Source organism: Psychromonas ossibalaenae ATCC BAA-1528 (assembly GCF_000381745.1).
Classification (GTDB): Bacteria; Pseudomonadota; Gammaproteobacteria; order Enterobacterales; family Psychromonadaceae; genus Psychromonas; species Psychromonas ossibalaenae.
In genome coordinates, this window is sequence record NZ_KB906968.1 from 1 (window position 1) to 14,601 (window position 14,601).

12 protein-coding genes, 2 tRNA genes and 2 pseudogenes are annotated in these 14,601 nt (G+C 40.9%); 5 read left to right on the forward strand and 11 right to left on the reverse strand.

Features of this window, described 5'->3' with window-relative positions:
- The first annotated feature begins 183 nt into the window (after nucleotides 1-183).
- From G327_RS0101070 to alaE, 3 genes are all read left to right on the forward strand, one after another.
- Nucleotides 184-258: transfer RNA gene (locus G327_RS0101070), tRNA-Gln, on the forward strand.
- 7 nt (nucleotides 259-265) lie between these two features.
- Nucleotides 266-350, forward strand: a tRNA-Leu gene (locus tag G327_RS0101075).
- Nucleotides 351-1,084: 734 nt separating this feature from the next.
- Nucleotides 1,085-1,528, forward strand: coding sequence for an L-alanine exporter AlaE (gene alaE / locus G327_RS23805; RefSeq protein WP_019612912.1), 444 nt, complete (start codon nucleotides 1,085-1,087; stop codon nucleotides 1,526-1,528).
- Nucleotides 1,529-1,665: 137 nt separating this feature from the next.
- Here the strand turns inward: alaE and G327_RS0101085 are convergent, their stop codons facing one another.
- From G327_RS0101085 to G327_RS0101125, 10 genes and pseudogenes are all read right to left on the reverse strand, one after another.
- The gene (locus tag G327_RS0101085; protein WP_019612913.1) at nucleotides 1,666-2,700 is read right to left on the reverse strand and encodes a protein-glutamate methylesterase/protein-glutamine glutaminase; all 1,035 of its coding nucleotides are present in this window, start codon (nucleotides 2,698-2,700) and stop codon (nucleotides 1,666-1,668) included.
- A 23-nt stretch (nucleotides 2,701-2,723) separates the two neighbouring features.
- Nucleotides 2,724-3,326, reverse strand: a complete 603-nt coding sequence (gene cheD / locus G327_RS0101090) for a chemoreceptor glutamine deamidase CheD (RefSeq protein WP_019612914.1) — start codon at nucleotides 3,324-3,326, stop codon at nucleotides 2,724-2,726.
- 96 nt (nucleotides 3,327-3,422) lie between these two features.
- The gene (locus G327_RS0101095; RefSeq protein ID WP_019612915.1) at nucleotides 3,423-4,253 is read right to left on the reverse strand and encodes a CheR family methyltransferase; all 831 of its coding nucleotides are present in this window, start codon (nucleotides 4,251-4,253) and stop codon (nucleotides 3,423-3,425) included.
- Between the two features lie 60 nt (nucleotides 4,254-4,313).
- A pseudogene (locus tag G327_RS27620) lies at nucleotides 4,314-5,810 on the reverse strand (methyl-accepting chemotaxis protein); the annotation flags it as partial.
- Between the two features lie 57 nt (nucleotides 5,811-5,867).
- A pseudogene (locus G327_RS27625) lies at nucleotides 5,868-7,103 on the reverse strand (methyl-accepting chemotaxis protein); the annotation flags it as partial.
- Nucleotides 7,104-7,157: 54 nt separating this feature from the next.
- The gene (locus G327_RS0101105) at nucleotides 7,158-7,670 is read right to left on the reverse strand and encodes a chemotaxis protein CheW (protein WP_019612917.1); all 513 of its coding nucleotides are present in this window, start codon (nucleotides 7,668-7,670) and stop codon (nucleotides 7,158-7,160) included.
- A gap of 46 nt (nucleotides 7,671-7,716) precedes the next feature.
- Nucleotides 7,717-9,828 carry a chemotaxis protein CheW gene (locus G327_RS0101110; RefSeq protein WP_019612918.1) on the reverse strand — a complete coding sequence of 704 codons (2,112 nt, stop codon included), beginning with the start codon at nucleotides 9,826-9,828 and terminating at the stop codon, nucleotides 7,717-7,719.
- Nucleotides 9,829-9,853: 25 nt separating this feature from the next.
- On the reverse strand, nucleotides 9,854-10,219 hold the full coding sequence (locus G327_RS0101115) for a response regulator (RefSeq protein ID WP_019612919.1): 366 nt from the start codon (nucleotides 10,217-10,219) through the stop codon (nucleotides 9,854-9,856).
- A gap of 33 nt (nucleotides 10,220-10,252) precedes the next feature.
- On the reverse strand, nucleotides 10,253-11,425 hold the full coding sequence (locus G327_RS27495; RefSeq protein ID WP_019612920.1) for a methyl-accepting chemotaxis protein: 1,173 nt from the start codon (nucleotides 11,423-11,425) through the stop codon (nucleotides 10,253-10,255).
- A 231-nt stretch (nucleotides 11,426-11,656) separates the two neighbouring features.
- A complete protein-coding gene (locus G327_RS0101125) occupies nucleotides 11,657-12,004 on the reverse strand; it encodes a hypothetical protein (RefSeq protein ID WP_157600956.1) in 348 nt (115 codons plus the stop codon).
- Nucleotides 12,005-12,225: 221 nt separating this feature from the next.
- On the opposite strand from G327_RS0101125, the gene G327_RS0101130 reads away from it, so the two are divergent.
- Nucleotides 12,226-13,020, forward strand: coding sequence for a class I SAM-dependent methyltransferase (locus tag G327_RS0101130; protein ID WP_019612922.1), 795 nt, complete (start codon nucleotides 12,226-12,228; stop codon nucleotides 13,018-13,020).
- Nucleotides 13,021-13,078: 58 nt separating this feature from the next.
- Here the strand turns inward: G327_RS0101130 and G327_RS0101135 are convergent, their stop codons facing one another.
- The gene (locus tag G327_RS0101135) at nucleotides 13,079-13,390 is read right to left on the reverse strand and encodes a DUF1244 domain-containing protein (RefSeq protein ID WP_019612923.1); all 312 of its coding nucleotides are present in this window, start codon (nucleotides 13,388-13,390) and stop codon (nucleotides 13,079-13,081) included.
- Nucleotides 13,391-13,648: 258 nt separating this feature from the next.
- On the opposite strand from G327_RS0101135, the gene G327_RS0101140 reads away from it, so the two are divergent.
- The gene (locus tag G327_RS0101140; RefSeq protein ID WP_019612924.1) at nucleotides 13,649-14,536 is read left to right on the forward strand and encodes a chemotaxis protein; all 888 of its coding nucleotides are present in this window, start codon (nucleotides 13,649-13,651) and stop codon (nucleotides 14,534-14,536) included.
- The last annotated feature ends 65 nt before the right edge of the window (nucleotides 14,537-14,601 follow it).

Below are 14,601 nucleotides of genomic sequence, written 5' to 3' on the forward strand. Positions count from 1 at the left end.
GGCACTGAGAGTGTTAATCACGATCTCGGCATGCTGAATGACGACCAGGAAGAGAAGATAACTCTTGAAAATTACAACTGGGATATCGCCAAACGATAAGGCACTGCCAGATTTTAATATAGGATCTCAGCGTTCTGAATCACGGCACTATCAAGCGAAGACAACGCTAAAAAATAACACTATTGGGATATCGCCAAGCGGTAAGGCACCGGGTTTTGATCTCGGCATTCAGAGGTTCAAATCCTCTTATCCCAGCCACATTGATGCGGAAGTGGCGGAATTGGTAGGCGCGCTAGATTTAGGTTCTAGTATCTTAGGGTGTGAGATTTCAAGTCTCTCTTTCCGCACCATTCTTTGCTTAGGTGAAGAAGTAAAATAACCAGCTTAGTGCTGGTTTTTTATACCTGTAAGAAAATAAATATGCGCTAGAAACAAAAAGACACGCTAGATTTAGATTCAGCGGTTCCTCAAAGAAAGCGCAAGATGCATGAGTTCAAGTCTCTCTTTCCGTTTCTTAAGTAAAGATCTATTCCTGCCGTGGCGGAAGCTCAATAATATAGGGGATTAGCACAGCTCTATATTTCAACACATAATGCCATAGTCGAATCTTTACATTTCACCGATGCAGTTAGCATTGCTTTTCTATACCATTGATATTTATAATATTAGATCTCGAAAACTCTCTATCTGCGTGTAACTGATACAGTGAAAACAATTTTACTTAATCATACTAATTTAACACTTCGCAATGCCCTGACACCGCTTTTCGGCGGCCGCTGTATTTCTGTATTTTATAACTGATATCTAGTCTCCTCAGCAGCACTCTCATTCAATAAATAATAGCAAATCCACTAATTTTCTATTCATTTATGCTGGTTAAAATGGAGACGAGCTAAATACAAATAAGATTTGTATTTAGCTTCTTGATTTTGTAATTAGAACAACTAGTTACTGCAGTCAAGACCTTGCTTCCATCCATTTTTCCAACGCCTAAATAGATCATTTTAATGGAATTGCTATAACCTGCACTCCAGATACTGGTGATGCAGCCGAATCTGCATTTTGAAAATAGGCATCAAATGAAATGAAAATTAACAGTCTCTGGCTGGCTGATACCCTGGCCCTAATTTCTTTTACAATAATTACAGGCCTCTTTATCGAAGTATTAATTGTCGGCATGACAATACAACAGTCGCTGCTGTCACGCTTACTGTGCCAGCCTGTCAATATTGTAACTGGGCGGATGTACGGAATCTATCGAGATAAAATCATTGCAAAATTAAACAGCGGTAAACTACACAAACAGTATAAGGTTTTGGGTGATATCACCGCTTATATCACCTTCCAACTACCACTATATGTACTGATACTTTTCATTATCGATATGGATATACAAAACATCGCAAAGGCTGCCATGGCTCAAACTATGGCCTTACTGGTTCTAGGCGCGCCCTATGGATATTGGCTTACTGCAGTACGAAAATTTATGAATACAGCATCAGAACCCGATTTACGGATAACAGGTTAAAGAAAAGGCTGGCAGAGAAACCTGCCGGCCTTTTCTTTTATCAGCTTTTTGCATCAGACTATTACCAGGACGGCGGGTAAATAGTTACATTTCCTTGGTATCAAGCGGGGAACTGAAGTCTGTACTATTTGCCCTCTTTAGTTTCTTAGACGCTGCAGCACAGCCTCTACCATATTATTTAACGGCTCAACCTGATCGACGCCTCCTAATAACAGCGCTTCTCTCGGCATCCCGTAAACAACACAACTTTGTTCATCTTGTGAAAAGTTAAATGCTCCCTCATTTTTCATCGTTAATAACCCTGCGGCTCCATCTTTCCCCATACCGGTTAAGATGATTCCAATGGCATTTTCCCCGACATTAGATGCAACAGATTCAAACAAGACATCAACAGAAGGACGATGACGGTTCACCGGCTCTAGTTCATTAAGCTGCGTATAATAGCAGCCTGATTTGCGGATCACACATAAATGCTTATTGCCCGGTGCAATATATGCAGTTCCAGCACTAAGGCACTCATTATGCTTAGCTTCTTTTACCTCTATGGTGCAGAATGAGTTTAAACGCGAGGCAAATGATGCGGTAAATCCTGCGGGCATATGCTGAGCAATAACAATCGCCGGACATTCTTTAGGCATAGATCTTAACATTTGACTGATAGCTTCAGTGCCGCCCGTTGACGCACCAATCGCAATGACTGTTTTTCTACTGATATTGTCAGATCTAGGCATCGATACTTTTGAAAGAGCAGTGCTTTGAACGGGTCGTTTAATTTTTGCCATCGAAGCCGCGCGAATTTTATCGGTAATTTCCTGGCTGTATCCCTGCATGCCGTTAAGCTGATTAATTTTAGGCTTAGTAATAAAATCAACCGCTCCCAGCTCTAATGCCTGCATGGTAATCACAGAGCTTTTTTCCGTTAACGTCGATATCATTACCACCGGCATGGGACGTAAGCGCATTAATTTCTCAAGAAAGTTTAATCCGTCCATTTTCGGCATTTCAACATCCAGCGTTAAAACATCCGGATTTAGTGCTTTAATCAGCGTCCGGGCAATTAACGGATCCGGAGCCTCCCCAACAACCTCCATATCATGCTGAGAATTAATAATTTCTCTCAAAATTCTACGAATTAACATTGAGTCATCAACAATCAACACTTTTATGCTCATCGCGCCTCCCGTAGAACTTGCAGTTAACTGAACAGGTCATAATCCCCCTCAGCATCGCTTTGATTAACTTTAGAAAAATAACTTTTTTCGCGCATCTCTATTGTGTTGTTACTCACCTTTTTAAGCTTTCTCACCATTACCTTTCCCGTTTTCGGAAAAAAATAAACCTTTCTCGGATAATCACCTAATAAATCCTCTGCACATACCGGTATAGATTCATTTTTAAAATAACGGATAACGAATTCAGCATTACTTAAACCAACATCCAGCCCGTGAAAATGACTCAACATCCGTCCCCCGCCAAATACTTTAGCTGCTAAATTTTCTCTTTTCCCGCCAGACTGGATAATATTATTGATTAACAGCTCCATTGCATAAGCACCATAGCGGGCTGATTTATCAATGCAGGATTTTCCTGCATGGTTATTTTCAGGAAGCATAAAATGATTCATTCCTCCAATCCCGTTACTCTGATCCCAGATACACGCTGAAACACAAGAGCCTAATACTGTCACCAATACCATATTGCTCGTGGTAACATAGTATTCCCCAGGTAATAACTTAACCGCATCAAGAGCAAATGTCTGGTCAAAATAGGTTTGGAAAGCCAGCTGTTCTCTATCCATAATTTTTCCAAAGGGCAGGATAAATCCAGCGCCCGCAGTCAATTCCACGAGAAAAAAGAGCGGTAAAAACGATCTCATACTGCACACTATTCATTTTTACACTCTCCGATACACAGTATGCTTTTCTAATTTAAAAACACTGGAGGCATTTGGAAAACTTTCTGAATGGCCTACAAATAATAAACCTCGCGGGGGCAGCTTCTCAGCAAACTTTGCAAGCAGTTCATACTGCGTTTCTTTATCAAAATAGATCATTACATTACGGCAAAATATTACGTCAAACTGCCCTTTCATCGGCCATTCAGGTGATAATAAATTTAATTTTTTAAATGTAATTAAACGCTGCAGTTCAGGCTTTATTAGTACGAATCCCTCTTGAGCCCCTTTACCTTTTAGAAAAAACTGTTCAGTTTGTAATCTGCTTAACTGCTCGATTTTATCAATGGAGTAAATTCCCTTTCGCGCTTTTTCCAGTACACGGGTATCTAAATCAGTTGCTAGAATTTTCACCGGAGGGGCTAAACAGCCGAATAACGAGACCATCGTCATCGCAATACTGTACGGCTCTTCTCCAGTGGAACTGGCTGAACACCATATTTTAATCGGCTGGTCCTGAGATACTTTTGAATAATTACGTTTTATATGGGAGGCTAACGCTTCAAAATGATGCTTTTCTCTAAAAAATGAAGTTAAGTTAGTGGTCAGCGCATTAATAAACTCTTCCCACTCAGAACTATGCGGATCATCCAGTAAAGATAAATAGACACTAAAACGGCTGATTTTATGAAAGCGTAACCGTTTGACTAACCGGCTGTAAACCAGCTCCTCTTTTTTGGGGCTTAAAGAGATGCCTGCATGCTCATAAATTAATTTCTGCACATGCGCAAAGTCTTTACCGGTAAAAATAAATTCTCGTACATCACCCATAAATATACCTGCTTTAATAAACAGTCAAATTGCTGCCCGCCGGCAGCAGATGACTGCTCATTAAAACTCTGTCCATTCATCGTCATTCGGCGTTTTAGGAATCTGATTAAAACGATGATGCTCTTTTCTACCTGCAGCTGGAGGCCTCTGCAGTGTGTGCTCCGCAGCATCACCGGTATCAAAAACACTCACAGATACAGATAAATTATCAGCCTGCTCTTCTAATGACTCAGCCGCGGCGGCGGCCTCCTCAACCAGTGCTGCATTTTGTTGAGTGACCTCATCCATCTGTATTATTGCCTGACTGACCTGACCAATGCCGGAACTTTGCTCCATTGAAGCTGTTGCAATTTCAGCCATGATATCAGTAACCTGCTTAACGGCTGTCACGATCTCATCCATTGTATTTCCCGCTTCATCCACCAATTTAGCACCGACTTCTACTTTATCAACGGAATCACCAATTAAGATTTTAATCTCCTTAGCCGCCGCCGCTGAACGCTGCGCAAGACTTCTCACTTCAGAAGCAACAACTGCAAAACCACGTCCCTGCTCCCCGGCCCGGGCGGCCTCAACAGCGGCATTTAAAGCCAGAATATTGGTTTGGAAAGCAATTCCGTCGATTACCGAGATAATGTCAACAATTTCCCGGGAGCTGTCGTTAATATCACTCATGGTATTAACCACTTTACCAACAACATCCCCGCCTTTAAGTGCAATATTCGAAGCACCATTAGCTAATTCATTTGCCTGTTTTGCGTTTTCTGCATTCTGTTTAACCGTAGTAGTTAACTCCTCCATACTGGCGGCTGTTTCTTCCAGGCTGGAGGCCTGCTCTTCGGTGCGCTGCGATAAATCACTATTACCCATTGCAATCTCCCGGGATGCAATATTGATAGTATCCGTGGCTTCTTTTATCTGTAAAACAATCTCTTTTAGTTTATCTGCGGTTAAGTTTGAATCATCTTTTAACTGACCAAAAGTACCCTGATATTCATTGGTAATACGATCGGTCAGATCCCCTTTTGCTAAAGCTGACAGCATACGAACCACTTCATTCAACCCTTTCTCGCTGGTTTCCATCAAGCGGTTAATCGCTTCACAAAGCTGCGTGAAAAATTTGTCTTTTCCTTCCAGACTCATACGGCGGGTAAAGTCCCCCTGTACAGCACCATTTACAATACTTGCCACCTCTTTTTCAATAACCACTTCAGCAGTCCTGTCAGTCCACTCAATGACAGAGCCTAAACGTTCACCCTGTACATTAATGACAGGATTAGCAACCAGAAGAAAGGTTCTGCCTCCCACTTCAATTTCAGCTTTATGTTCACTGGTAAATGCGGCTAATAACTTTTCCTGATGTTCAGGATGTTTATGGAACTGATCAATATTACTGCCCATTAACTTTTCAACATCAAAATTCGGCAGCTCTGTACGGATATCATTTTGTGCATTGCTTAACATCGGCACAATTGAGTTATTCATATAAATAATATTGCGGTTATTATCGGCAACCATGACATTAGTACTTACGTTATCTAAACCTATTTTGATACGCGTTGATTCATTCGCCAGACGCTTCATATCCTCAACTTCAAAACCAAGCTTTATCTGCATCATTTTTAAAGCTTCAAGTACATGACCTACCTCATCGTCATTACCCGCTTCAACATCAAAAGCATAATTGCCTTGAGATAATTCACGAAAATATCCTATCGCCCGATTTAGTGGTTCCGTAATACTCTTACTAAGTCTCACGGAGACAACAAAAGTGATAATAATCACAATTAAAGTCGAGCTCAGCATAAACAGGGATATATTGATAAAGTTAGTGTGGCTTTGCTGGTAAAAAGACTTTGTCGCTTCCATATTTTGAACCATCACTTTATCAATCTGACTCTGCAGAGCAGGAAGCTGCCTGCCGGCCGTCTTTAATAGTGCCTGCAGCTGTTTTGTATCATCATCATAAATAACCTGCTCCGCCGGAGAAAAAACACTATCCAGCAGCTTTTCACTTGATTTTAAAAAGGTTTTATTCTCTGCTAGTTGTGCAGGAGTAAAGATATGCTGTGAGTATTGTGTCTGCAGTGCTTTAATCGCATTTACATTTTCAATTAAACGAGCGCTTATTAACTGCTGCTCCTGAATATTTTTTACGGCTAAAGCGTCTTCTAATAAAGAGCTGCTTTCATGCCACTTATTCTGCAGAGATATCAGTTCATTCTGGGCAGCCATATGGCGATTGTATAACTCATTAAAGGTGTTATTAGTCTGACTGTTAACAAAGATTCCAAGTCCGCCGCCGGCAAGTAAAACCAGCGCCATTATCATAAACATGGCAAAAATCCGCTGCTTAATGCTTATATTATATAGGAAGTTAAACTTATCCAGCCATACAGGAGATACAACCTGACCGTGTACTATTTTTAAGGCCCCCTGCTTCCCCTGCTTAAACAGGTTGTAAACCGCACTAATAGTTTCTATTTCACTGCGCAGCGGAGCTGTACGCACCGACATATAACCAATATGCTGGCCGTTTTCTAAAATGGGGGTCACATTTGCTTTAACCCAGTAAAAATCACCATTTTTACAGCGGTTTTTTACCAGGCCGGTCCATGGTTTTCCATTTCTTATGTCAGTCCAAAAATCAGCAAAGGCTTCCGCAGGCATATCCGGATGACGAACAATATTCTGCGGCTGGCCCATTAATTCCGCTTCGCTGAATTGACTTATACGCAGAAAGTCATCGTTAATATAGGTGATATTTCCCTGCAGATCAGTATTAGACACGATTGAATCTTTTTCAGTTAAAATGTATTCATCATTTGTTACCGGAGTATTATTTCGCATAGTGACATCCTAATTCTAAGTACTTAAAAACCACTTTAACTACAACTCTCTGCTTCAGGCTAACTGTTCAACCAGCGCCATCTCTTTACTGCTCATTAAATTTTCTATATCAATCAGAATCAACATCCGCTGGTCAACGACTCCCAGCCCTTTAATGTATTTTGTGTCAAGCACCGCGCCAAATTCCGGCGCTTCTTTAATCTGTTCGGAGCTCAGGGAAATGACATCGGAAACACCGTCAACCACCATTCCGACAACCCGGTCAGCAATATTAAGAACAATAACAACCGTCATTTCGTGATAAGTCACATCACCTAGGTTGAACTTAATTCTCATATCAACAATAGGTACAATAATGCCGCGTAAATTAATCACGCCTTTTATAAAATCCGGCATATTCGCAATGCTTGTCACAGAGTCGTAACCGCGAATTTCCTGTACAGTAAGAATATCAATGCCGTATTCTTCATCCCCTAAAGTAAATGTTAAATAGCCGCGGTCCTCTGTTCCCGTCATTTCAGAGATAAAATTATGCTTTGTATCTGTCCCGCTTTCTGTTTCCTGCATTATTTTGTCCTTTTCATTTTCCTGCTATTTTATACACACAGAGTGCTTACTCCATTGCGCTGATTAAACCGACGGCATCAAGAATTAAAGCAACTCGTCCATCTCCCATAATGGTTGCACCGGAGATGTACGGCACTGCGTGAAAATTCGTTTCTAAGCTTTTCAAAACAACCTGCTGCTGTCCGACTAAGCGATCCACTAATAAGGCTGTTTTTTTATTATTACTCTCTAACAGCACTAGAATTCCATCACTAGGCTGGTGTACCTGTGTTTCAATATTAAACAGCTGGTGCAGTGCCAGTAATGAAATATATTCCCCTCGAACTTTTACCACAGTGCCTTTACCATTGATGGTTTTTATGTTCTCTGGCTGCGGCTGCAGTGATTCAGAAATAAAGGTCAGCGGGATAATGTAGATATGATCTCCAACCGCAATCGACATACCGTCTAAAATAGCCAAGGTAAGCGGCAGGCGGATAGATATGGTTGACCCCAGTCCCAGATCGGAGTGAATTTCAACCTGCCCGCCCATTTCGATAATATTGCGTTTCACCACATCCATACCGACACCACGACCGGAAACATCGGTAACCTTTTCTGCTGTCGAAAAACCGGCAGAGAAAATCAGCTGAAAGACCTCGTTATCAGTCATGCTGTCACTGACATTCAGTCCGCGTTCAACAGCTTTAGCTAATATTTTTTCACGATTCAAACCTGCTCCGTCATCGCTGACATTTATTACCACATTACCGCCTTGATAAAAGGCAAACAAACTAATGGTACCGGCTTCCTCTTTACCCTCTGCAAGCCGTTTTTCCGGCATTTCAATACCGTGATCTATACTGTTGCGGATAAGATGAGTTAACGGATCTGCAAGCTTTTCCACCAGCCCTTTATCAAGTTCGGTTTCATCACCAATCATCTTTAAGTTAATTTTTTTATGTAACTTGCCCGACAAGTCACGTACAACTCGTGGAAAACGTGCAAATACAAAACTGATCGGCATCATACGGATCGACATCACAGATTCCTGCAGATCCCGCGTATTTCGCTCAAGCTGAGTCAGCCTGTTTAATAGAATTTCATGCTCAGAAGGATCCAGCAAAGCAGAGATCTGCGTTAACATAGCCTGGGTAATAACCAGCTCTCCAACCTGATTAATTAACTGATCCACCTTTTCGGTATTAACACGGATCGAGCTGGATGACTCCGAACTGCTTTGGGTGCTTTTCGGCGCTTTTTTTAAGGAAGTCTCGGGCAGCGGCTTAATCTCTGTTTTCTTTGTTTCATCACTAAAAAAACCATAAGCTTCTGTTTCTTTACTTGGGTCGTCCGCTGTAGCCGCCTCTGATACTGAGCTTAGGTGAGGTACAGGCAAGGTTTCACTTTCTGCTCCGCTGTTTTTAACAGGTAATTCATCAAAAAAACCAAAGCTGTCATTTTCTATTAGTGCATGAGCGCTTTCCTCTGTAAACAAGCCGAATGCCGTTTCTTCTTTAGCCTCCAGCCTAGTGATAATAATCGAGCCTGGTTCAGTAAAAAATGTGATGCAGTCAGTCAGCTCATCATCGGATACAGAAGCTTTAGTCAAAGTCACAGACCATTTTTTAGAATCGTCCTGCATCTCACTGCTGTAACTGAGCTCGCCAAATTCTGCTAATTCACGCAGCAGACAGGCAATATCTTCTTTTTCCCCGGTTAAAAAAGTTATTTGTCGATCAACTATTTCTGGTACTGCGTTACTTTCAGCTGACTGTGAAGATGCTCCGCTTTCAGCCGACAGGCTTTCTAAAGACTTACATAGCGCTTTAACTTTTGCCGAATCAACTTCTCCGTCTTCCTGATGTGCTTCCTTCATCTCAGCTAAAAGATCTCCTGCCTGTAAAAAAGCATCAATCATTTCAGAGGTTAATACTGTTTCTTGTTTACGTAATTTATCTAGAAGCGTTTCAAGGATATGCGTCACTTCAGTCATATCATCAAAAGCAAAAATTCCTGCGCCTCCCTTAATTGAGTGAGCGGCACGAAAGACAGCATTTAAATCATCTAAACTGGGGGATTCAATATCAATAGCGAGCAGTAACGACTCCATATTGGCCAGGTGTTCCGATACCTCTTCAAAAAAAACGGCATAGAACTGCTTCATATCTATCGACATATCACCTCACATGGAGAAAAATCAGTTAGCCTAACACCTTAGCAGTTAATTCAAGCAGCTTGGCTGGATTAAAAGGCTTTACCATCCAGCCCGTTGCACCGGCATCTTTTCCCTTTAATTTCATTTCATGACCAGCTTCAGTGGTTAACATAATGATAGGTATACGCTGGTAAGCGGGTAAACTACGTAATGATTTAATCAGAGTAATACCGTCCATTCTGGGCATATTCTGATCAGTAAGGACAAAGTTGTAGGTATTAATTCTGCACATATCAAAAGCTTCTTTACCGTCTTTTGCCAGCGATACCTGATAGTTTGCCGACAACAGCGTGACTTCCACCATCTGCCTGATTGAAACCGAGTCATCTACAACTAAAATATGCTTGGCCATTTAATTACCTCTCTTTTCAGCAGGTTTAATTTTCTAGAAGAATTCAACTTCACCACTATCCATATTGGAAGAAGAAACAGGGTTATTTACACTCTGTTGTTTTTTTGACTGCAAACCATGCAGTATCTGTTCTATCTCCTCTGGAATGTAGCGCCCTTCTGTGTTTGCAAGCTCCTCCATAGAGTCCGTCAGCTGCTTGATACTAGCAAGGGTAAACTGTAGGCTTTGAATACTGATATCACCAAACTGCAGCCCGCGCATCGTATCGTGCACCGCTTCGACTAACTGCCCCGCCAGCTGGTCAAGATTGCGGGTCATGTGCAGATCATTGTCCGCTTTATGCGCCAGCTGCTCTATTGCCGCCTCCACTTCTTTTTTAGAATCTAGTACATAATCAACATCTTGTGTTGCAACATTTTTCACATCTTTAGCAAGTTCAGTGATCAGGCGGTTCATTGAAGACAGCTGTTTTTGAATCTCCATGCTTACTTCAGATGAACTATTTGATAATGAGCGCACCTCACCGGCAACAACCGCAAATCCTCGCCCGGCCTCCCCCGCTCTGGCCGCTTCAATAGCGGCATTTAGTGCGAGTAGATTCGTTTGTGATGCAATCCTTTCAATACCTTGTAACGCTTTCATCACCTGCGGCATTTGTTCGCTGATATGATTAACTTTATCAAGCAGAAACAAGGACTCATTGCCCATTTTCGTCGCAATGTCTACAAAATGATTCAAAGTATTCGAGGTTTCCTGCGCAAACTGACGCATATCAAGGGCATCATCATTATCGTGCTTTTCTGAACCTGTACTTAATATGCTGTGTATATACGACTGCTGCTGCTCAAGCAGAAGCAGGATTGCTGAAAATGCACCGCTTAATGTCGTAATTGCCCCTTCTTGAGTACCAACCAGATCAGTTAAATCAAGCTTCCAGGTATGCATACTGTCCAGGCTTTCATTAGCTAAAGCACGGGTATTTAAAAGGACTTTTTCACTGATTTCAGTTTCATGGCTATTGAGCTTCAGGCATTCATTACCTGTATTCTCTGCCTTAACTATTTTGAAATAATCACTAAGAAAAGCTAAAAAAGTCAGCCCTAAAATAATGACTATTTCTGCAAAAATAAACTGTAGTGCAGCTAGGCAGATAACCAGCAATGTAGAAAGCTTAAATATTCTAATCAACATAATATTTTTAAACATAACGTCTAACACCTGTACTTTTAAAGAACCGTCTATTAAAAGTAGTCATATTTAAATTTGTTTATCTGTTAATCTTTTATTGACACATTGCTTTTTTGATCTAGATCACTTTTACTTAACTTTAATTGAATGCGATGTTGTGTGAAGAAAGTTTATTGTCAGGAAGATATAATATATTCACTGTTGATAAGCAGATTTAAATACACCAAAATCAATAATGAAATATCGCTGTTATTCTAAGTCTATCGAGCGGATTGCTTGTTTTAAAAAATCAGAACGAAGCTGAAATTCAGCGCTGGATTTTTCACTGCGGCTTGCATATAACTGGCTTTCAACTCCCACTAACTCTTGAAATAACCAACCGCGGATCATCATATAATATCGCGAGTCCGTCCCGTAAGAGATAATTGTCTGTAACGATTGTGCATGTTCAGGCGCTGTTAATGCGGCCTGGATTTCCTGCACCATGATGCCTATATTATAAACTTCATCAATGTCTGATAATGCTGAAGACTGTTGTGCATTAACCGAGTTGACCAGCATAAATAATATTGCAATAAACAAAGACTTATTCATCATATTAACCAGCCCTCACTATTTTCACGATACATTAGGCAGGCATTATACGCTTTAACTGTGCAAAAAACAGTCAGTTCCGATAGAGCATTTTCAAAAATACTCCTGCAACTAGAAAGTCCAATAGGTACGAACAGAGTCGTTATATTATTTAAAATTCACACCTATATGCTCTGCAAAATGGTAAATTACACGGGTAAATGTATCTTATAGAGCTTAATAACATGATTATCAAAAAAGAGTGGCGAATTCTAACTGTCGGTGACGGGGACCTGTCATTTTCCAGTGCGCTGCTTAAACACCACCACCCGGCCTATTTAACTGCAACTGTCTATGATTCTTTAGAAACAATGAAGGATAAATACGGTGATCAGTTTTACCAGGAGCTTAAGAGTCGAAATAACCCGGTACTGTTTGGCTTTGATGTTACCAACCCAAGATCCTGGGGGGCTTTAAAGAAAAACAGCTTTGATCTGATCATCTTTCAGTTCCCGTTATTGCCCGCTTTTCGTTCTTTTGATGAATATAAAAGCCGCGGTAAAGATGTCAATATCAATACCCTGAACCGCCGTTTATTACGCAGTTTTCTGATTAACTCTTTTAGTCATTTTTTAGATCCAAAAGGTCAGCAGTTATGTTTTATTACTTCTAAAGATGTGAAGCCATACCGCGAATGGAATATTGAAAATGATCTGCACCTGCACACAGATATTCATTATCTAGGATCGACAGCCTTTGATATCAATATGTTTCCCGGGTACAGAATTCGTAACGTAGATCGTGATAAACATGTAAAGGATACCAAAGGCATAACCTATGTCTGGAGCCAGAATGTAAACAACGATTTAGTAGAGGAGCTGCAGGAGGCTCTATATCAGTGGGATAACTGCTGCACAGCCTGCCGGGCAGGCCCCTTTTCGACGCACTCCGATCGCCTCGAACATAACCAGTCAAAAAAGCATTTAAACATGATGGAATTTAAAAGACTGTGGTTAGCTGACCTAAAAAATGAAAGGTAAATAGAATGAGGGGCAGCTTCCCCTCACTCACAGATATCTAAAGCTTATCTTCAAGCTTTCACTTAAGCTGCTGTTTCTTTTTCGCCTGAAGGGCTTCAAAAACAGCCGTCTGTTCTGCTGTTGCAGGTAACTGATGATTATCCTTCCACTGACTGTAAGGCATGCCGTAAACATGCTCGCGTGCCTGGTCATAATCTAACTCAACGTCTAACTTATCTGCTTCTGCCATCATCCATTTTGATAAACAATTACGACAGAAACCAGCTAAGTTCATCAGTTCAATATTCTGTACATCTTTACGACTGTCCAGGTGTTTTAACAAATGACGAAATGCGGCAGCTTCAAGTTGAATTTTTTGTTCATTAGTCATACTTTTCTCACTTAACATAAATTATTTTTTCGTTAATGAGAATAATAACGATTTACCTGCTGCTGCAGCAAGGCTCTTGTTTAACATTTTTATGCAATTATTTATCAGTAAATTTAACAACACCTTAACTAAACGCAGTCGTTCTAACTTGAAAATGTAGATAATTATAAAAACAACTAACTAGCGCACTGTTATTTAAGGCTTATATCCTATAATTTAGAGGTAATAATAGATATTTTGTTTGAATAGGACTCCAATATGCAGTCAACCTCCAGTCAGTCTCAGGGATTGTTACTTTTTCAACTGACGCAGCTGCAAAGTTTCGCACTTGGCACATTAAAAATACAAGAGATAGTTCCCTATCAGCAGCTTACACAGCTTCCTAACGCGGAGCCGAATGTTATTGGTGCGGCCAGTATCCGCGGGCAGACCCTGTCAGTTATTGATATGGCGGGTGCGGTTGGCTATGCTCCGATAAGTGAAGAAGAAAAGAAAAACTGCGTCATTATTATTACTGACTGCAGTCGCCAGCATGTTGGTTTTTTAGTTAGAAAAATAGAACGAATTATCGAATGTAACTGGAAAAATATTGAACCGCCTCCAAGTACCCTAGGACATAAAACCTATATAACCGGCATCACCCGCTTTGAAGATAAACTCATTCAACTGATGGATGTTGAATTATTACTGTCTGAAATTTTCCCCTCCGAAGATGAGAATACAGTTGAAATTACCGGGGTGCAGAAAGGAATGCTGCAGAACATGCACATCCTGTTAGTTGATGACTCAGCAGTTGCACGTCGTCAGCTTGAAAATGCGCTCACCAATATCGATGTACCTTTTAAAGTTTGTAAAAACGGTGCCGATGCGCTGTCCGTTATGAAAGAGCTGGCAGCCAAAGACAATCCTATCGACATTCTTGTCAGTGATATTGAGATGCCGGGCTTAGACGGATATGAACTTACTTTTGAAGTACGCAGCGTTCCTGAAATTGCCGGTGCTTATATTATTCTGCATACCTCTCTTTCAAGTGAGATGAGCGTAGACCGGGCTAATCAGGTAGGAGCAGATGATGCGTTAACTAAATTTGAAGCTCAGGAGCTGATTAATGCGATGCTTAAAGGGGCAAAAAAACACGAAGCATAAAGTGAAGAGTAAAGCTTAAGTAGTACCGGCCTGATAAACCGGTACTATTAATAGCTTCCTTTAAA

What these genes read in the sequence shown, in the direction of transcription:
- alaE (WP_019612912.1), top strand. Translation starts at nt 1,085, where the DNA reads ATGAAAATTAACAGTCTCTGGCTGGCTGATACCCTGGCCCTAATTTCT.
- G327_RS0101085 (WP_019612913.1), bottom strand. Translation starts at nt 2,700, where the DNA reads ATGAGCATAAAAGTGTTGATTGTTGATGACTCAATGTTAATTCGTAGA.
- cheD (WP_019612914.1), bottom strand. Translation starts at nt 3,326, where the DNA reads ATGGATAGAGAACAGCTGGCTTTCCAAACCTATTTTGACCAGACATTT.
- G327_RS0101095 (WP_019612915.1), bottom strand. Translation starts at nt 4,253, where the DNA reads ATGGGTGATGTACGAGAATTTATTTTTACCGGTAAAGACTTTGCGCAT.
- G327_RS0101105 (WP_019612917.1), bottom strand. Translation starts at nt 7,670, where the DNA reads ATGCAGGAAACAGAAAGCGGGACAGATACAAAGCATAATTTTATCTCT.
- G327_RS0101110 (WP_019612918.1), bottom strand. Translation starts at nt 9,828, where the DNA reads ATGTCGATAGATATGAAGCAGTTCTATGCCGTTTTTTTTGAAGAGGTA.
- G327_RS0101115 (WP_019612919.1), bottom strand. Translation starts at nt 10,219, where the DNA reads ATGGCCAAGCATATTTTAGTTGTAGATGACTCGGTTTCAATCAGGCAG.
- G327_RS27495 (WP_019612920.1), bottom strand. Translation starts at nt 11,425, where the DNA reads ATGTTTAAAAATATTATGTTGATTAGAATATTTAAGCTTTCTACATTG.
- G327_RS0101125 (WP_157600956.1), bottom strand. Translation starts at nt 12,004, where the DNA reads ATGATGAATAAGTCTTTGTTTATTGCAATATTATTTATGCTGGTCAAC.
- G327_RS0101130 (WP_019612922.1), top strand. Translation starts at nt 12,226, where the DNA reads ATGATTATCAAAAAAGAGTGGCGAATTCTAACTGTCGGTGACGGGGAC.
- G327_RS0101135 (WP_019612923.1), bottom strand. Translation starts at nt 13,390, where the DNA reads ATGACTAATGAACAAAAAATTCAACTTGAAGCTGCCGCATTTCGTCAT.
- G327_RS0101140 (WP_019612924.1), top strand. Translation starts at nt 13,649, where the DNA reads ATGCAGTCAACCTCCAGTCAGTCTCAGGGATTGTTACTTTTTCAACTG.